The sequence below is a fragment of the Streptomyces sp. NPDC060000 genome, from assembly GCF_042737375.1.
In the GTDB taxonomy this organism is placed as follows: Bacteria; Actinomycetota; Actinomycetes; order Streptomycetales; family Streptomycetaceae; genus Streptomyces.
Genome location: NZ_JBHWUU010000018.1, coordinates 1 through 18,366, shown reverse-complemented (window position 1 = coordinate 18,366; position 18,366 = coordinate 1). Strand labels below are relative to the sequence as shown.

General features: G+C 70.6%; 16 protein-coding genes and 1 tRNA gene. 12 read left to right on the top strand and 5 right to left on the bottom strand.

Annotation, left to right across the window (positions count from 1 at the left end):
* Positions 1–542 precede the first annotated feature (542 nt).
* The 6 genes from paaA to ACFWBB_RS12215 all read left to right on the top strand — a co-directional run bounded on the left by paaA (position 543) and on the right by ACFWBB_RS12215 (position 5,440).
* Positions 543–1,556: a 1,2-phenylacetyl-CoA epoxidase subunit PaaA gene (gene paaA, locus ACFWBB_RS12240; protein ID WP_385269854.1), complete on the top strand. Its 1,014-nt coding sequence runs from the start codon at positions 543–545 to the stop codon at positions 1,554–1,556.
* The gene (paaB, locus tag ACFWBB_RS12235) at positions 1,553–1,840 is read left to right on the top strand and encodes a 1,2-phenylacetyl-CoA epoxidase subunit PaaB (RefSeq protein WP_319337667.1); all 288 of its coding nucleotides are present in this window, start codon (positions 1,553–1,555) and stop codon (positions 1,838–1,840) included. Before paaA ends, paaB begins: the two co-directional genes overlap by 4 nt.
* The gene (gene paaC / locus ACFWBB_RS12230) at positions 1,837–2,565 is read left to right on the top strand and encodes a 1,2-phenylacetyl-CoA epoxidase subunit PaaC (protein WP_385269852.1); all 729 of its coding nucleotides are present in this window, start codon (positions 1,837–1,839) and stop codon (positions 2,563–2,565) included. The genes paaB and paaC overlap by 4 nt, the downstream gene beginning before the upstream one ends.
* The gene (gene paaD, locus ACFWBB_RS12225; RefSeq protein ID WP_385269850.1) at positions 2,559–3,137 is read left to right on the top strand and encodes a 1,2-phenylacetyl-CoA epoxidase subunit PaaD; all 579 of its coding nucleotides are present in this window, start codon (positions 2,559–2,561) and stop codon (positions 3,135–3,137) included. Before paaC ends, paaD begins: the two co-directional genes overlap by 7 nt.
* The gene (locus ACFWBB_RS12220) at positions 3,137–4,198 is read left to right on the top strand and encodes a 2Fe-2S iron-sulfur cluster-binding protein (protein ID WP_385269848.1); all 1,062 of its coding nucleotides are present in this window, start codon (positions 3,137–3,139) and stop codon (positions 4,196–4,198) included. The genes paaD and ACFWBB_RS12220 overlap by 1 nt, the downstream gene beginning before the upstream one ends.
* 99 nt (positions 4,199–4,297) lie before the next feature.
* Entirely contained in the window at positions 4,298–5,440 is a 1,143-nt protein-coding gene (locus ACFWBB_RS12215; protein WP_385269846.1) for an acyl-CoA dehydrogenase family protein, read from the top strand.
* A gap of 174 nt (positions 5,441–5,614) precedes the next feature.
* Here ACFWBB_RS12215 and ACFWBB_RS12210 read toward each other — a convergent pair whose 3' ends face one another.
* From ACFWBB_RS12210 to ACFWBB_RS12190, 5 genes are all read right to left on the bottom strand, one after another.
* A complete protein-coding gene (locus ACFWBB_RS12210; RefSeq protein WP_385269999.1) occupies positions 5,615–5,944 on the bottom strand; it encodes a rhodanese-like domain-containing protein in 330 nt (109 codons plus the stop codon).
* 195 nt (positions 5,945–6,139) lie between these two features.
* Positions 6,140–6,937, bottom strand: a complete 798-nt coding sequence (locus ACFWBB_RS12205) for a J domain-containing protein (protein WP_385269844.1) — start codon at positions 6,935–6,937, stop codon at positions 6,140–6,142.
* A 181-nt stretch (positions 6,938–7,118) separates the two neighbouring features.
* Complete coding sequence (locus ACFWBB_RS12200) at positions 7,119–8,549, bottom strand: DUF2252 domain-containing protein (RefSeq protein ID WP_385269997.1); 1,431 nt, start codon at positions 8,547–8,549, stop codon at positions 7,119–7,121.
* Positions 8,550–9,057: 508 nt separating this feature from the next.
* On the bottom strand, positions 9,058–9,408 hold the full coding sequence (locus tag ACFWBB_RS12195) for a sensor domain-containing protein (protein ID WP_385269842.1): 351 nt from the start codon (positions 9,406–9,408) through the stop codon (positions 9,058–9,060).
* A gap of 226 nt (positions 9,409–9,634) precedes the next feature.
* A tRNA-Leu gene (locus tag ACFWBB_RS12190) sits at positions 9,635–9,718 on the bottom strand.
* A 410-nt stretch (positions 9,719–10,128) separates the two neighbouring features.
* Between ACFWBB_RS12190 and ACFWBB_RS12185 the strand changes: the two genes are divergently transcribed.
* The 6 genes from ACFWBB_RS12185 to pknB all read left to right on the top strand — a co-directional run bounded on the left by ACFWBB_RS12185 (position 10,129) and on the right by pknB (position 18,248).
* Entirely contained in the window at positions 10,129–10,983 is an 855-nt protein-coding gene (locus tag ACFWBB_RS12185) for an FhaA domain-containing protein (protein WP_385269840.1), read from the top strand.
* Positions 10,984–10,993: 10 nt separating this feature from the next.
* Complete coding sequence (locus tag ACFWBB_RS12180; protein WP_189923610.1) at positions 10,994–11,509, top strand: FHA domain-containing protein; 516 nt, start codon at positions 10,994–10,996, stop codon at positions 11,507–11,509.
* A 140-nt stretch (positions 11,510–11,649) separates the two neighbouring features.
* The gene (locus ACFWBB_RS12175) at positions 11,650–13,173 is read left to right on the top strand and encodes a Stp1/IreP family PP2C-type Ser/Thr phosphatase (protein WP_385269837.1); all 1,524 of its coding nucleotides are present in this window, start codon (positions 11,650–11,652) and stop codon (positions 13,171–13,173) included.
* A gap of 27 nt (positions 13,174–13,200) precedes the next feature.
* Positions 13,201–14,643, top strand: coding sequence for an FtsW/RodA/SpoVE family cell cycle protein (locus tag ACFWBB_RS12170; RefSeq protein WP_385269835.1), 1,443 nt, complete (start codon positions 13,201–13,203; stop codon positions 14,641–14,643).
* Complete coding sequence (locus tag ACFWBB_RS12165; RefSeq protein WP_385269833.1) at positions 14,640–16,109, top strand: peptidoglycan D,D-transpeptidase FtsI family protein; 1,470 nt, start codon at positions 14,640–14,642, stop codon at positions 16,107–16,109. The genes ACFWBB_RS12170 and ACFWBB_RS12165 overlap by 4 nt, the downstream gene beginning before the upstream one ends.
* A 165-nt stretch (positions 16,110–16,274) precedes the next feature.
* Positions 16,275–18,248 (top strand): Stk1 family PASTA domain-containing Ser/Thr kinase, encoded by a 1,974-nt coding sequence (pknB, locus tag ACFWBB_RS12160; RefSeq protein WP_385269831.1) that lies wholly within the window; start codon positions 16,275–16,277, stop codon positions 18,246–18,248.
* Positions 18,249–18,366: the final 118 nt, after the last annotated feature.

Below are 18,366 nucleotides of genomic sequence, written 5' to 3'. Positions count from 1 at the left end.
GCCCCTCTCCGCGACCGCGGAGCCAGGCTCAGGACCTTCCTCCTCGGTCGAGGAACCTTCCTCCTCGGTCGAGGAACCTTCCTCCTCGGTCGAGGAGCCGGGCCCGGAGCCCGCGTCCTCGGCCCGGGAGGCGGGCTCAGGGCTCGGGAGTTCGGCTCGGGGGCGGGGAACGGCGTCCTGGGCAAGAGGCCTCTCCGCCGCCTCCCCTGACGTGATCGGCCCCTTCGGCAAGCCGGATCCTCCGTCGTGCACGTCCATTCCGCCCCGTTCCCCGATGCCGGTCGTCCTCGCGCTGCGTCGCGCAATCGCGAACGGTACTCAGCCTCACCCGTTCGGCGCAGCCCCCTCCCCGCGAGGTCCGTGCCGGGAAAGGCCGGGGGCGGGTTGTCCACAGGGGATGCCCGCAGGTTATCCACAGCGGTTGACACCTTACGACGGCCGTCCCACCATGGAATCGCACGGACCGAACGATCGGTCGGGAGAAGGCTCGGGCAGAGCCGAGGCCACGGCACCCAGCCGGGCCCGAGGTCAAGGGGGACCGCATGGCGACAGCAGCCGCGCACCAGACGGCCCGCACACAGCCGCACGCCACTCACCAGGGCGGCGTCGGCGATGAAGAGGCGTATCAGCGCGTCTTCGACGCCACCGTGGCCGCGGACGAACGCATCGAGCCACGCGACTGGATGCCCGACGCCTACCGCGCGACGCTGGTACGCCAGATCGCCCAGCACGCCCACTCCGAGATCATCGGCATGCAGCCGGAGGCCAACTGGATCACCCGCGCGCCGTCCCTGCGCCGCAAGGCCATCCTCATGGCGAAGGTCCAGGACGAGGCGGGCCACGGGCTCTACCTGTACAGCGCGGCCGAGACCCTCGGAGTCAGCCGCGAGGAACTGCTCGACAAGCTCCACACCGGCCGCCAGAAGTACTCCTCGATCTTCAACTACCCCACGCTGACCTGGGCGGACGTCGGCGCGATCGGCTGGCTGGTGGACGGCGCCGCGATCACCAACCAGGTGCCCCTGTGCCGCTGCTCCTACGGGCCGTACGCGCGCGCGATGGTCCGCGTCTGCAAGGAGGAGTCCTTCCACCAGCGCCAGGGGTACGAGCTGCTGCTGGCCCTCAGCCGAGGCACCCCGGAGCAGCACGCGATGGCGCAGGACGCGGTGAACCGCTGGTGGTGGCCGTCACTGATGATGTTCGGTCCGCCCGACGACGAGTCCGCGCACTCCGCGCAGTCGATGACCTGGAAGATCAAGCGCCACTCGAACGACGAACTGCGCCGGCGCTTCGTCGACATCTGCGTCCCCCAGGCGGCCTCGCTCGGCCTCACGCTCCCCGACCCGGACCTGAAGTGGAACGAGGAACGGGGGCACCACGACTTCGGCCCCATCGACTGGACCGAGTTCAAGGAAGTCCTCAAGGGCAACGGCCCCTGCAACGAGCAGCGGATGACACAGCGCAGGCGCGCACACGAAGAGGGCGCCTGGGTACGAGAGGCGGCCGCCGCCCACGCGGCCAGACACAACTCAGGGACGGAAGTGGAGCAGGCATGACGAACACCGACTGGCCCCTGTGGGAGGTTTTCGTGCGCTCCCGGCGCGGCCTCTCCCACACGCACGCCGGCAGCCTGCACGCGCCGGACGCCGAGTTCGCCCTGCGCAACGCGCGCGACCTGTACACCCGGCGCGGCGAGGGCGTCTCGATCTGGGTCGTGCCGTCCTCCGCGGTCACGGCCTCCTCGCCGGACGAGAAGGACCCGTTCTTCGAACCGGCCGCCGACAAGCCGTACCGGCACCCGACGTTCTACGAGATCCCGGAGGGGGTGAAGCACCTGTGACCACGACCCGGCACACGACCACGACCACCGCCGCCCTCGCCCTGGGCGACGACGCCCTGGTGCTCTCCCACCGCCTGGGGGAGTGGATGGGCCACGCACCGGTGCTGGAGGAGGACGTCGCCCTCGCCAACATCGCCCTCGACCTGCTGGGCCAGGCCCGCATCCTGCTGTCGATGGCCGGGGACGAGGACGAGCTGGCGTACCTGCGCGAGGAACGCGCCTTCCGCAACCTCCAGTTGGTCGAACAGCCCAACGGCGACTTCGCCCACACCATCGTCCGACAGCTGTACTTCTCGACCTACCAGCACCTGCTGTACGCGCGGCTGGCGGTCGTGGAGGGCCCGTTCGCGGGACTGGCGACGAAGGCCGTCAAGGAGGTCGCCTACCACCGCGACCACGCCGAACAGTGGACGCTGCGGCTCGGCGACGGCACCGAGGAGAGCCACGTGCGGATGCAGCGGGCCTGCACGGCACTGTGGCGCTTCACCGGGGAGATGTTCCGCCCCGTGGACGGGCTCGACCACGACCGGCCGGACCTGGAGAAGGCCTGGCTGGAGTCGGTGCGGAGCGTGCTGGGGCGGGCCGGCCTGGCCGTGCCCGAGGGCGCGCGCACCGGCGCCTGGAGCGCCGGCGCGGGCCGCGAGGGTCTGCACACCGAGTCCTTCGGCCGGATGCTCGCCGAGATGCAGCACCTGCACCGCAGCCACCCGGGCGCGTCATGGTGACGCCCGGAAGGCCGGCACCGGCGGCACCCACCCCGCTGGAGGCGGAACTCCTCGCGGTAGCGGGCGCGGTGCCCGATCCCGAACTGCCCGTGCTCACCCTCCGGGAACTCGGGGTGCTGCGCGCGGTGCACGTACGCGACGCGGACACCGTCGAGGTCGATCTGACCCCCACCTACACCGGCTGCCCGGCGGTGGAGGCGATGTCCCTGGACATCGAACGGGCGCTGCGCGAGCACGGGGTACGGGAGGTCACCGTACGCACCGTGCTGCTCCCCGCCTGGTCGACCGACGACATCTCCGCCGAAGGGCGCCGCAAACTCCAGGAGTTCGGCATCGCACCGCCCCGCGTGCGTGAGGCGGCCGAACCGGTCGGCGTCACCCTGGGCCCCACCCGCACCATCGGCCCGGCGCCCACGGGGACCGGGGCGGCGTCGGACGTGGACCCGGTCCGCTGCCCGCACTGCGGGTCCGCCGACACCGAGTTGCTCAGCCGCTTCTCCTCCACCGCCTGCAAGGCGCTGCGCCGCTGCCTCGCCTGCCGTGAACCCTTCGACCACTTCAAGGAGTTGTGATGGCCCGCTTCCACCCGCTCCAGGTGGCCGCGGTGGACCACCTCACCGACGACTCCGTCACCCTCACCCTCGCCGTCCCCGCCGCACTGCGCGAGGAGTACCGGCACGCGCCCGGGCAACACCTCGCCCTGCGACGCGTGACCGACGGGACCGAGGTCCGGCGGACCTACTCGATCTGCTCGCCCGCGCCCGACCCCGGCGGCGAGGGGCCCCGCACGCTTCGGGTGGGCGTGCGGCTGGTCGAGGGTGGCGCCTTCTCCACCTACGCGCTGAAGGAGATCGACGTCGGCGACGAGCTGGACGTGATGACTCCGGCGGGCCGGTTCACCCTCGCCCCCGCGCCCGGCCGGTACGCGGCGATCGTCGGCGGCAGCGGAATCACCCCCGTGCTGTCGATCGTCTCGACGCTGCTGGCCCGCGAGCCCGAGGCCCGGTTCTGTCTCATCCGCAGCGACCGGACGGCCGCCTCGACGATGTTCCTGGAGGAGGTCGCCGACCTCAAGGACCGCTACCCCGAGCGGTTCCAGCTGGTCACCGTGCTCTCCCGGGAGGAGCAGCAGACCGGGCTGCCGTCCGGGCGGCTGGACCGGGAGCGGCTGACCGGGCTGCTCCCTTCGCTGCTGCCGGTGCGGGATGTGGCGGGGTGGTTCCTGTGCGGGCCGTTCGGGCTCGTCCAGGGCGCCGAGCAGGCACTGCGGGAGATCGGGGTCGCGCGGTCCCGGATCCACGAGGAGATCTTCCACGTGGAGGTCACGGCACCCCTGGCCCGCACGGCGGCCCCCGCCCACAGCACCGTGACCGCCCGGCTCGACGGCCGGGGCGGCAGCTGGCCCGTGCGGGACGGGGAATCGGTCCTGGAGACGGTGCTGCGCAACCGGCCCGACGCGCCCTACGCATGCAAAGGCGGGGTGTGCGGGACCTGCCGGGCCTTCCTGGTCTCCGGCGAGGTGCGCATGGACCGCAACTTCGCGCTGGAACCGGAGGAGACGGCTTCCGGATATGTACTGGCGTGCCAGTCGCATCCGCTGACGGAGGCGGTGGAGGTGGACTTCGACCGGTGAGGAGCCCGCAGTGAGGAGACGACCGACCGTTCCCTTCTTCTAGAACCTGTTCTATCTTGACGCTCCGTCAGATCAGCTGACCCGTCGGGAGGACAGGCCGTGGACTTCACCTTCACCGAGGAGCAGCAGGCTGCGGTCGAGGCGGCGCGGGGGGTGTTCGCCGGGGTCGCCCCCGACGGCGTGCCGAGCCCGGCGGTCACCAGGGGCGCCGTGGCCGACGACCTCGACCGCGCACTGTGGGCCACGCTCGCCTCGGCGGACCTGCTGAGCCTGCTGCTGGACGAGGAGTCCGGCGGGGCCGGTCTCGACGCGGTCGCCCTCTGTCTGGTGCTGCGCGAGTCGGCGAAGGTGCTGGCCCGGGTGCCGCTGCTGGAGAGCAGCGCGGCCGTGGCCGCCCTGCAGGCCTACGGCGGACCGGAGTTGCGGTCGTCGCTGCTCACCCGGGCCGGCCGGGGCGAGATCGTCCTCACCGTCGCCGCGAACGGCCGCACCGGCCACGACCCGGCCGAACTCGCCGTGACCGCAAGGCAGTACGGCCCGGGCGGTGACGATTGGGTGCTGGACGGCGTCCAGACGATGGTGCCGTGGGCGTACGACGCCGACTACGTCGTCGTACCGGCGCGCACCGGGGACGACCGGAGCGTCCTCGCCGTCGTGCCACGGGGACACGAAGGCGTGGTGCTCGCCGAGCAGATCTCCACCACCGGCGAGCGGCTGGGCGAACTGCGCCTCGAGTCGGCGCGGATCGCCGCCCGGGACGTCATCACCGCCGACGGCGCCTGGGAGTGGCTGCGCGCCCTGCTGACCACCGGGACGTGCGCGCAGGCGCTCGGTCTGGGCGAGCGGGTACTCGGGATGACCAGCGAGTACGCAGGCAAGCGGGAGCAGTTCGGACACCCGATCGCCAGCTTCCAGGCCGTCGCCGTGCAGGCCGCCGACCGTTACATCGACCTCCGCGCGATGGAGGTCACGCTGTGGCAGGCCGCGTGGCGGATCGCCTCCGGGGCACCGGGCGCACTGCCGGCCTCCGGTGATGTCGCCGTGGCCAAGATCTGGGCGTCGGAAGGCGTACGGCGGGTCGTGCAGACCGCACAGCATCTGCACGGAGGCTTCGGCGCCGACGTCGACTACCCCCTGCACCGGTACCACGCCTGGGCCAAGCACCTGGAGCTGTCACTCGGCCCGGCCGCGGCGCACGAGGAAGCCCTGGGCGACCTACTGGCCGCCCACCCCCTCGGCTGACGCCCACCGCATCGAGGCCGCACAACCGACCCACGGAAACGAACCGGGGGGCCCGGCGGAACGACCGGGCGGCCCGGGGCGGGAACGCGACCCGGACCCGGCGACCCGGCAACCCGGCAACCCGGCAACCCGGCAACCCGGCAACCCGGGAAAGTAAACCGGCGGCTTGACGCCTTACAGGACGAAGCCCGGGTTGCCCTCGTCCGTGACGACTGGACGGCCCGTGGCGGCCCAGATCTGCATGCCGCCGTCGACGTTCACGGCGTCGATGCCCTGCTGGACGAGGTACATCGTGACCTGGGCCGAACGACCGCCGGAGCGGCAGATCACATGGATTCGCCCGTCCTGCGGAGCCGCCTCGGTCAGCTCACCGTAGCGGGCGACGAATTCGCTGATGGGAATGTGCAGTGCCCCTTCGGCGTGACCCGCCTGCCACTCGTCGTCCTCACGGACGTCCAGCAGGAAGTCGTCGTCCTTGAGGTCGCCGACCGCGACCGTGGGCACACCAGCTCCGAAACTCATGCCCCGACGCTACCCGACCGGACACACGGCCCAACCGGCCCGCCGACCGGCCCGTCAACCAGTCAGCCGACCGGTTCGCCGGACGGCCCGCCGACCGGTTCGCCGGACGGCGACCCGTAGGCCTTGCGCCCGGAAGCGGAGCAACGGCAGGTCCGCCGACCGGTCAGCTCGGGTCCGCTAACCCACCAGCTCGGCGAGCTCCGCCTCCCGGGCGGCGACGTCGGCGAGGAGCTTGTCGGCGATCTCGTCCAGGAGCCGGTCGGGGTCGTCCGGGGCCATCCGGAGCATCGAGCCGATCGCGCTGTCCTCCAGCTCCCGGGCGACCAGGGCCAGCATCTCCTTGCGCTGAGCCAGCCACTCGAGCCGGGCGTAGAGCTCCTCGCTGGGGCTCGGACTGCGCTCCGCCGGCGCCGGGCCGGCCGCCCACTCCTGGGCCAGCTCACGCAGCAGGGCCTCCTCGCCACGGGCGTAGGCGGCGTTGACGCGGGTGATGAACTCCTCGCGCCGGGCCCGCTCGGCGTCCTCCTGGGCCAGGTCCGGGTGTGCCTTGCGGGCCAGCTCGCGGTACAGCTTGCGGGCCTCCTCGCTGGGCCGGACCCGCTGCGGGGGCCGGACCGGCTGGTCCGTGAGCATCGCCTCGGCCTCCGGGAACAGCCCCTCGCCGTCCATCCAGCCGTGGAACAGCTCCTCGACCCCCGGCATCGGCATGACCCGGGCCCGCGCCTCGGCGGCCTTGCGCAGGTCCTCGGGATCACCGGTGCGGTCGGCCCTGGCCTCGGCGATCTGGGCATCCAGTTCGTCGAGGCGGGCGTACATCGGACCGAGTTTCTGATGGTGGAGCCGCGAGAAGTTCTCGGTCTCGACGCGGAAGGTCTCCACCGCGATCTCGAACTCGATCAATGCCTGCTCGGCGGCCCGCACGGCCTGCTCCAGCCGTGCCTCGGGCCGGGGCTGCTCAGCTTCGGGGGTCGTCACCCGCCCAGCCTAGGCCAACGCTCCCCCGAACCCGCCCGGCCGACCACCGCCGGCCCCCCGGGCCCGTCCTGCTGTTCCCTTTCCACCCACCCGCGCCTCAAAGCTCGTCCATCCATCCGTCCATCTGTCCGCGCCTCAACGCCCGTCCGCCCGTCCGCCCGCGCATCCACGCATCCACGCGTCACACGCCTGTCTCCGCCGCGATCCGCCCAGCCCGTACCGCCGTCACCAGCTCCGAGTGGTCCGCCTCGGTGCGATCGGCGTAGGCGACGGCGAACGTGGCGATCGCCTCGTCGAGTTCCTCGTTCTTGCCGCAGTAACCGGCGATGAGACGGGGGTCGGCGCTGTGGGAGTGGGCGCGGGCGAGGAGCGCGCCGGTCATCCGGCCGTAGTCGTCGACCTGGTCGGCGGCGAGCGCGGCCGGATCGACGCTGCCCTTTCGGTTGCGGAACTGCCTTACCTGGAAGGGGAGTCCGTCCACCGTCGTCCAGCCGAGCAGTATGTCGCTGACGACCTGCATGCGCTTCTGGCCGATGACCACCCGGCGTCCCTCGTGGTCCACCTGCGGCGCCTCGAAGCCGGCGGTCGCCAGATGCGGGACCAGGGCCGACGCACGGGCCTCCTTCACCTGGAGGACCAGCGGCTCGCCCCGGTGGTCCAGCAGCAGCACCACGTACGACCTCGTCCCCACACTGCCCGTGCCGACGATGCGGAAGGCGACGTCATGGACCGCGTGACGGGCCAGCAGGGGGTGGCGGTCCTCCGACAGGGTGGTCAGGTAGTGCTCCAGCGACGCGGCCACCGCATGGGCCTCCGCGTCCGGGACACGGCGCAGCACCGGCGCCGCGTCGACGAAGCGGCGGCCGCCGTTCTCCGTCGGCTCGGTCGACTTCGCCGCGAACCGCCCACTGGTGTTGGCCCGCGCCTTCTCCGAGACCCGCTCCAGGGTGCCCAGCAGGTCATGGGCGTCGGTGTGGGAGACCAGTTCCTCGTCGGCGATGGCGTTCCACGCGTCCAGCACCGGAAGCTTGGCCAGGAGCCGCATGGTGCGGCGGTAGGAGCCTGCCGCGCCGTGCGCCGCCCGGCGGCAGGTGTCCTCGTCCGCGCCGGCCTCCCGGCCTGCCAGCACCAGGGAGGCGGCGAGGCGCTTGAGGTCCCATTCCCAGGGGCCTTCGACCGTCTCGTCGAAGTCGTTCAGGTCGATGACCAGGCCGCCCCGGGCGTCGCCGTACAGACCGAAGTTCGCGGCGTGGGCGTCGCCGCAGATCTGGGCACGGATCCCGGTCATGGCGGTGCGGGCCAGGTCGTACGCCATGAGTCCGGCCGAGCCGCGCAGGAACGCGAACGGCGTCGCCGCCATCCGGCCGACCCGGATCGGGGTCAGCTCCGGAATGCGGCCCCGGCCGGACTCCTCGACCGCCGTCACCGCGTCCGGCCGGGAGGCGTCCAGGTCGAATGCGGCATGCGCCGAGCGCGGCACCCGGCCGCGCAGGGCCTTGCCCTCTTCCTTGGGCGGCCGCGGGGCTGCCCCCGCCTCCGGTCCTGCGGAGGGCCGCCCGCCGGGCCACTCGGCGAAGCCGCGTACCCGGGGAAGCCTGTGCGCCCCGCCCATCTCCGTCCCCGCACCACCGGCCTCGGTCACCACGACCGCCTCCCCCGCACACGTACGCCGTCGGCTCGACGAGCCGAACATCAACTCGTGCAGACCGTACAGCCCGGCGACCGGACAGCGTCAGCCCCTGTGGACAACCGCCCACCTGTGGAAATCCCTCATCCGCCTCACTCGCCCACACGCCCGTGTCCACCCCCGTGCCCACCCCCGTGGCCCCACTCACCCACCCCGCCGTACAGCCGGACCACTGCACGCCCCCACGCCGGACGAGGGCGTCACGCCGACCGACATGTTTCACGTGAAACACACCACGCCAGAACCCCCAACCCGACAATCACCCCGCCCCGCACTCACCCACCCCGGCCCCGGCCCCCGCCACCGCACCCGCACCCCACCCGCACCCGCCTCACCACGCACAAGGCAGCTCCACAGCGATCGTGGTCGGTCCGCCGACCGGGCTGTCCACGCCCACCACCCCGTCCAGCGCGGCGACCCGCACCAGCCGGCCCTAGACGTAGTGGGCGGCCAACCAGCACAGGTCGGCGAGAGTGCCGGGGGCGCGGACGGCCGTGCGCAGGCGCTCACGCAGGGTGCCGGTGAGCGGCTTGTACGCCTCGGGGATCTCGCGGCCCGTCCAGTCCGCGACCTGGCGGCGTTCGGCCCCGGCGATCCGGCGGATCAGCAGCACCGCCTCGGGCAGCATCCAGACGCCGACGACCACCAGCGTGCCGATGGCCGCGATGAGCGGCACGGTGACGAAGAGATAGGTACCGACGGCCATCACCGTGGCGATGAGCAGCCGACCCGTGGGTCGTCCCGCCCGCCGGATCACCGTCACCATCGGGATCGTTTGCGCCACACATCCAACGCTGGGCCGCGCCCGGGGCGAACGCGGTGCAGCCCGCTACACCCTCGTGCGGCCCCACCGGTCACCGCCGCGCCGCACCGGCCGTCACGGGCCCACGACCCTGAGATGTTCCTCACACACCGTGAGCAACCGTGGCCTGTACTCAACCGTCCCGAAAGGCACGTCACGGAACACGCGAAAGCCCCGCAGGTCCGAGACCTGCGGGGCTTTCAGCTTGTGCGCGAGGGGGGAGTTGAACCCCCACGCCCTTTCGGGCACTGGAACCTGAATCCAGCGCGTCTGCCTATTCCGCCACCCGCGCATTGGGTGTGTCTTCGAGCTTGTGGGCTTTTCGGCCTGGCGCCTTCCGACATGCAGAACATTAGCACGCGGGCCAGGGTGCGTTCACATCCCTTCTGCGCGGGCAGGGAGCAGGTGGGAGGCCTTCGGCAGCCCCGTACGTCTCGGCGGTGACTGGTTCACGTATCAACCTCGTACCTAAGCCGGCCGTCTCCCCGGGAGCCGGACGAGGACCACAGTCAGGTGCGGGACACTGGTCCTCGGCCGCCTCTACGATCCTGGGCAGCAGCAGGTGCGCAAGAGGGCGTCGACACCCGTCGACGGGGCCGACAGGGGGAACCAGCCGATTCACCGGCGCGTGGATACGATCAGTAAGCGGTACCAGGTAAGCAGCACGGCACGGGACAGCAGCCACTACGGAGGAGGTGCCCCATGGGAGTCCTGAAGAAGTTCGAGCAGCGTCTCGAGGGTCTGGTCAACGGCACCTTCGCCAAGGTCTTCAAGTCCGAGGTCCAGCCCGTGGAGATCGCCGGTGCGCTCCAGCGCGAGTGCGACAACAACGCGACCATCTGGAACCGGGACCGGACCGTCGTCCCCAACGACTTCATCGTGGAACTGAGCACGCCGGACCACGAGCGGCTCAGCCCGTACTCCGGCCAGCTCGGCGACGAGCTCGCCGGCATGGTGCGCGACTACGCCAAGCAGCAGCGCTACACCTTCATGGGGCCGATCAAGGTCAACCTGGAGAAGGCCGACGACCTCGACACCGGTCTGTACCGGGTGCGCAGCCGTACGCTCGCCTCCTCCAGCAGCCAGGCGCCTGAACAGGCGCCCGCCGGCGGCCGGCAGCGCCCCGGCGGGCCCGGTTATCCCGGCGCGGGAGCCGGCGCCGCTCCGCCCATGCCGTCCGCCCCGCCGCCCGGCTCCCGTCCCGGTGGCTACGGCTACCTGCCCGCCACGGGCGCGGCGGCCGGAGGCCTGGCCGGGGCCCCGCAGCCCGGGTCACGCACCCGCCACTGGATCGAGATCAACGGCACCCGCCACCAGATCTCCCGCGGGACGCTCGTCATGGGCCGCAGCACCGAGGCCGACGTACGGATCGACGACCCCGGCGTATCCCGCCGGCACTGCGAGATCCGGACCGGCTCGCCCTCGACGATCCAGGATCTCGGCTCCACCAACGGCATCGTGGTGGACGGACAGCACACCACCCGCGCTACGCTCCGCGACGGCTCGCGGATCGTCGTGGGCAGCACCACCATCATTTACCGGCAAGCCGAAGGGTGAAGCGGGGGCAATGTCAGAGCTGACCCTCACGGTCATGCGGCTGGGTTTTCTGGCCGTACTGTGGCTGTTCGTCATCGTGGCCGTGCAGGTCATTCGCAGCGACCTCTTCGGTACGCGTGTCACCCAGCGCGGTGCGCGCCGGGAGGCCGGGCGGGCGCAGCAGGCACAGCGCCAGCAGGCGCCTCCTCAGCAGCGCCAGCAGCCCGCCGCCGCGGGCCGCACACGTCGCAACGCACCTACCAAGCTGGTCGTGTCCGAGGGCACCCTCACCGGCACGACCGTCGCGCTCCAGGGCCAGACCATCACTCTGGGCCGGGCGCACGACAGCACGATCGTGCTGGACGACGACTACGCCTCCAGCCGCCATGCCAGGATCTACCCGGACCGCGACGGCCAGTGGATCGTCGAGGACCTGGGCTCCACCAACGGCACGTATCTCGACCGATCGCGGCTGACGACTCCCACACCGATCCCGTTGGGCGCGCCGATCCGTATCGGCAAGACCGTCATCGAGCTTCGGAAGTAGTGCTACATCATGAGTGAGCGCGAGCGGAGCGAGCACGCGGCGGCGGCCGGCACCCATGGCCCCGGTGTGCTCCCGACCGGAGGGTGGGCAGTGTGGCTCGACACGACCGGCTGTACCCGGGGCCGACGGGCGAGGTGCGCATGAGTCTGTCACTGCGTTTCGCCGCCGGATCGCACAAGGGCATGATCCGGGAGGGCAACGAGGACTCCGGTTACGCCGGACCGCGCCTGCTCGCCATCGCCGACGGCATGGGCGGCGCCGCCGCCGGTGAGGTCGCCTCCTCCGAGGCCATCTCCACCATCGTCGCCCTTGACGACGACGTGCCCGGCTCCGACGTGCTCACCTCGCTCGGTACGGCCGTCCAGCGTGCCAACGACCAGCTGCGCTCGCTGGTCGAGGAGGACCCCCAGCTCGAGGGCATGGGGACCACCCTGACCGCCCTGCTGTGGACCGGCCAGCGCCTCGGCCTCGTCCACGTCGGCGACTCGCGCGCGTACCTCCTGCGCGACGGCGTACTGACGCAGATCACCCAGGACCACACCTGGGTGCAGCGCCTCGTCGACGAGGGCCGCATCACCGAGGAAGAGGCCACCACCCACCCCCAGCGGTCCCTGCTGATGCGGGCGTTGGGCAGCGGCGAGCATGTCGAGCCGGACCTGTCGATCCGTGAGGTCCGGGCCGGCGACCGCTATCTGATCTGCTCCGACGGCCTGTCCGGCGTGGTCTCCCACCAGACGCTCGAGGACACCCTCGCCAGCTACCAGGGCCCCCAGGAGACCGTGCAGGAGCTGATCCAGCTCGCGCTGCGCGGCGGCGGCCCCGACAACATCACCGTGATCGTCGCCGATGTCCTCGACCTGGACACCGGCGACACCCTCGCCGGGCAGCTGTCCGACGTCCCGGTCGTGGTCGGCGCGGTCGCCGAGAACCAGCTCCAGCTGCACGACAACGGCATCATGCAGACCCCGGCGGGACGCGCCTCGGGCCTCGGCCGCAGGCAGCAGGGGCGCGGTGGGGGCGGCGAGTTCGGCCCGCCCGGCTCCGGCGGGGACATCACCGGTTTCATCCCCACCGACGGCTTCGGCGACTACACCGACGACGACTTCGTGAAGCCCCGCAAGGGCCGTAAATGGCTGAAGAGATCCTTCTACAGCGTGCTCGCGCTCGCCGTGATCGCCGGCGGCCTGTACGGCGGCTGGCGCTGGACGCAGACGCAGTACTACGTCGGCACCAAGGACAAGCACGTCGCGCTGTACCGGGGCATCAGCCAGGACCTGGCCTGGGTATCGCTGTCGAAGGTGGAGAAGGACCACCCCGAGATCGAACTCAAGTACCTCCCGGACTACCAGCAGAAGCTGCTCGAGGCGACGATCGCCGAGGGCAACCTGTCCACCGCCCAGAAGAAGATCGACGAGCTGGCCGTCCAGGCCTCGGCGTGCAAGAAGCACTCCGAGACGCCCACGGCGAGCAAGACCGGTTCGAAGACCGGCGAGGGCCAGGCAGGCGGCACCACGGGAACCACACCCGTCTCCGTCACGTCCAAGGCATCGCCGAGCCCCTCGGCAACCGCGTCCCCGTCCGCACCCGCGACCACTACTCCCACCCCCGGCCCCAGCCTTTCGGAGGAAGAGCAGAAGGTCGTCTCGCGGTGCGGTGAGCAGTAGGCAAGCCGTGAGAGGCCCCGTCACACGATGAGCAGTACTACCAACTCGCCGACGCACCACACGTCCACGATCGGCTCGATCGGCACCCCGAGCCGGCGCAACACCGAGCTCGCGCTCCTGGTGTTCGCCGTCGTGATCCCGGTCTTCGCCTACGCCAACGTGGGCCTCGCCATCAACGAGCAGGTGCCGTCCGGCCTCCTGAGCTACGGCCTGGGCCTCGGCCTGCTGGCCGGCGTCGCGCACCTCGTCGTGCGCAAGTTCGCGCCGTACGCGGACCCGCTGCTGCTGCCGGTGGCGACTCTGCTGAACGGGCTCGGACTCGTCGCCATCTGGCGCCTCGACCAGTCCAAGCTGCTGCAGCGGATCGAGCAGGCCGGTACCGCCGCGCCCCGGCAGCTGCTGTACACGGCGATGGGCATCGCGCTGTTCGTCGTGGTGCTGGTCTTCCTCAAGGACCACCGCGTCCTGCAGCGCTACACCTACATCTCCATGGTCGGCGCGATCTTCCTGCTGCTGCTCCCGCTCGTCCCGGGCCTCGGGAAGAACATCTACGGCGCCAAGATCTGGATCTCGGTGGCCGGTTTCTCCATCCAGCCGGGTGAGTTCGCCAAGATCGTGCTGGCGATCTTCTTCGCCGGCTACCTGATGGTGAAGCGCGACGCGCTCGCCCTGGCCAGCCGCCGCGTCCTCGGCCTGTACCTGCCGCGCGGCCGCGACCTCGGCCCGATCATCGTCGTCTGGATCATCTCGATCCTGATCCTGGTCTTCGAGACGGACCTCGGCACCTCGCTGCTGTTCTTCGGAATGTTCGTCATCATGCTGTACGTCGCCACCGAGCGGACCAGCTGGATCGTCTTCGGTCTGCTGATGTCCGCCGTCGGCGCGGTCGGCGTGGCCAGCTTCGAGTCGCACGTCCAGCAGCGCGTGCAGGCGTGGCTCGACCCGATGCGCGAGTACAAGCTCAGCCAGTCCGGCGCCCCCGGCATCCACTCCGAGCAGGCCATGCAGGCGCTGTGGGCGTTCGGCTCCGGCGGCACCCTCGGCACCGGCTGGGGCCAGGGCCACTCCGAGCTGATCCGGTTCGCCGCCAACTCCGACTTCATCCTCGCCACCTTCGGCGAGGAACTCGGCCTGGCCGGCATCATGGCGCTGCTGCTGCTGTACGGCCTGATCGTCGAGCGCGGTGTGCGCACCGCCCTCGCCGCGCGCGACCCCTTCGGCAAGCTGCTGGCCATCGGCCTCTCCGGCGCCATGGCCCTCCAGGTGTTCGTCGTCGCCGGCGGCGTGATGGGCCTCATCCCGCTCACCGGTATGACGATGCCCTTCCTGGCCTACGGCGGTTCCTCCGTCATCGCCAACTGGGCACTGATCGGCATCCTGATCAGAATCAGCGACACCGCGCGCCGCCCCGCGCCCGCACCCGCCTCCAACCCCGACGCCGAGATGACCCAGGTGGTCCGCCCGTCATGAACAAGCCCCTGCGCCGGATCGCGCTCTTCTGCGGCCTCCTGGTCCTCACCCTGCTGCTGCGCGACAACTACCTGCAGTACGTCAAGGCGGACAGCCTCGCCAGCGACACCAAGAACCGCCGCGTCAACATCACGCGCTACTCCACCCCGCGCGGCAACATCATCGTCGACGGCAAGGCCATCACCGGCTCGGTCGAGACCACCGGCGACTACAAGTACAAGCGCACCTGGTCCAACGGCGCGATGTGGGCGCCGGTCACCGGCTACTCCTCGCAGGCCTTCGGCGCCAACCAGCTGGAGAAGCTGGAGGACGGCATCCTCAGCGGCAACGACGACCGGCTCTTCTTCCGCAACACCCTGGACATGGTCACGGGCAAGGAGAAGGAGGGCGGCAGCGTCGTCACCACCCTCAACGCCGCCGCGCAGAAGGCCGCGTACGAGGGTCTGGGTGACAAGAAGGGCGCGGTCGCCGCGATCGAGCCGTCCACCGGCAAGATCCTGGCGCTGGTCTCCACTCCGTCGTACGACCCGTCGAAGTTCGCCGGGTCCTCCGACACGGACCAGAAGGCGTGGAACGCGGTCCAGAAGAAGAACGACCCCGACGACCCGATGCTCAACCGCGCGCTGCGCGAGACCTACCCGCCGGGCTCCACGTTCAAGGTGGTCACGGCCGCGGCGGCGCTGGAGAACGGCGAGGTCTCCGGCGTCGACGAGAAGACCGACACCCCCGACCCGTTCCCGCTGCCGCTGTCCACCAACAAGCTCACCAACGAGCACGGCGCCTGCGAGAACGCCACGCTGCGCTACGCGCTCATGGTGTCCTGCAACACCGTCTTCGCGAAGATGGCCGACAACGTCGGCAACAAGAAGATGATCGAGCAGGCCGAGAAGTTCGGCTTCAACGAGGCCGAGCTGGACACCCCGGTGCGCGCCGCCGAGTCGATCTTCCCCGAGGACAACCGGCCGCAGAACTCCCTGGACGGCATCGGCCAGGGCTCCAACCGCGCCACCCCGCTGCAGATGGCCATGATCGCCTCGGCTGTCGCCAACGACGGCAAGCTGATGAAGCCGTACATGGTCGACCAGCTCAAGGCCCCCAACCTGGACACCCTGGAGACGACGGAGCCCCAGCAGCTGTCCCAGGCCGTCTCGGCCAAGACGGCACAGGCCCTCCGGGAAATGATGGAGACGGTCGTCAACGACCCGCAGGGCACCGGCGGCAAGGCCAAGATCAACGGCGTCATCGTCGGCGGCAAGACCGGTACCGCCCAGCACGGCCTGAACAACAGCGAGAAGCCGTACGCCTGGTTCATCTCGTACGCCAAGCTGTCCGACGGCAGCGCGCCGGTGGCCGTCGCCGTCGTCGTCGAGGACGGCGCGGCCAACCGCGGCGACATCACCGGCGGCGGTCTGGCCGGCCCCATCGCGAAGAACGTGATGAAGGCAGTCATCGACAGCAAGAAGTGACCCCCATCACGTCGCCTACACATCGGTGCACGTTGCGATACCGGTCCGGTATCGGGTGACGGGCTTGGCCAGGTCACACAACGCGGTCCGGGTACGGTATGGACGGCAGCCTCCGGCCGCACACGTGTGCCGGTCGGGACCGACGGAGAGGGCTGGTAGGTAGCTATGGAAGAGCCGCGTCGCCTCGGCGGCCGGTACGAGCTGGGCCACGTGCTCGGTCGTGGTGGCATGGCGGAGGTCTACCTCGCCCATGACACCCGCCTCGGCCGCACCGTGGCGGTGAAGACGCTGCGCGCGGACCTCGCGCGCGACCCTTCCTTCCAGGCCCGGTTCCGCCGGGAGGCCCAGTCTGCCGCCTCGCTCAACCACCCCGCGATCGTCGCGGTCTACGACACGGGCGAGGACTACATCGACGGGGTCTCGATCCCGTACATCGTCATGGAGTACGTCGACGGCTCCACGCTCCGTGAGCTGCTCCACTCCGGCCGCAAGCTGCTGCCGGAGCGGACGCTGGAGATGACCATCGGCATCCTCCAGGCCCTCGAGTACTCGCACAGAGCCGGCATCGTCCACCGTGACATCAAGCCCGCGAACGTCATGCTGACGCGCAACGGCCAGGTCAAGGTCATGGACTTCGGCATCGCCCGCGCCATGGGCGACTCCGGCATGACGATGACGCAGACCTCGGCGGTCATCGGCACCGCCCAGTACCTCTCGCCCGAGCAGGCCAAGGGCGAACAGGTCGACGCCCGCTCCGACCTGTACTCATCGGGCTGCCTGCTCTACGAACTGCTCACGGTCCGGCCCCCGTTCGTCGGGGACTCCCCGGTGGCCGTGGCCTACCAGCACGTCCGGGAGGAGCCGCAGCCCCCGAGCGTCTTCGACCCCGAGATCACCCCCGAGATGGACGCCATCGTCCTGAAGGCGCTGGTCAAGGACCCGAACTACCGCTACCAGTCCGCCGACGAGATGCGGCTGGACATCGAGGCCTGCCTCGACGGCCAGCCGGTCGGCGCGACAGCGGCGATGGGCTCGGTCGGTTACGGCGGCTACGGCAACGACCAGGCGACCACGGCCATGCGCTCCGCGGACGCCGGGGCCACGTCGATGCTGCCGCCGATGAACCCGGACGACGGCGGCTACGGCTACGACGACCGGCCCGACCGGCGCCGCCAGAAGAAGTCCAACGCCTCCACGATCCTGCTGGTCGTCGCCGCGGTACTGGTGCTCGTCGGCGCGGTACTGATCGGCAAGTGGGTGTTCAGCGGCGGCGTGAACAACGGGTCGGTGGCCGTGCCCAGCCTGCTCGGCCAGACCCAGGCCGACGCCGCGAAACAGCTGACCAACAGCGACCTCAAGCTGGGGACGGTCACCCAGAAGCCTTGCGAGGACCAGCCCAAGGGCAAGATCTGCGACCAGGACCCCAAGCCCGCGACCAAGGTCGACAAGGACACCACCGTCAACCTGGTGGTGTCCGCCGGCGCGCCGAAGGTGGCCGTGCCTAACGTGATCGACAAGGATGTCGAGGCCGCGACCAAGCAGCTCAAGGACAAGGGCTTCGAGGTGGAGACCAAGCAGACGGAGTCCTCCCAGGAGCCGGGCACGGTCCTCAGCCAGGACCCCGATCCGGCCACGGAGCTGGAGAAGGGCTCGACGGTGACCCTCGAGGTCGCCAAGGCCGAGCAGAAGGCGACCGTCCCCGACGTCTCCAACAAGAGCTGTGACGACGCCAAGGCCCAGATGGAGCAGAACGACCTCAAGGGCAACTGCGTCGAGGTCGACACCCAGGACCAGAACCAGGTCGGCAAGGTCATCCAGACCGTCCCGTCGATCGGTTCCCAGGCCGACAAGGGCTCCACGGTCCAGATCCAGATCGGCAGGAGCACCCAGACCCAGGTCCCGAACAACCTCCAGGGGCTGAGCGTCAAGGACGCCAAGAAGGCGCTCCAGGACGCGGGTCTGAACGTCGGCAGCATCACCGGCAACTCGGACGACGACGCCCAGGTCATCAGCTCGGACCCGGCCCCCGGCAGCACGGTCAACAAGGGGCAGACGGTCAACCTGATCGCCGTAAAGAACGGCAACAACAACGGCGGCAACAACGGCGGCACCAACTTCTTCGGTGGCACCGGCGGTTAGCCGTACAGGCACAGGAGAGTGGGGGCCCCCCCGGGGCTCCCGTGGGGGCCCCGGGGTTGTTAGAGGGGGGTGTGCACACCTAAGTTAAAAAGGGGGGGGGGGGGTATAACAAAAAGAC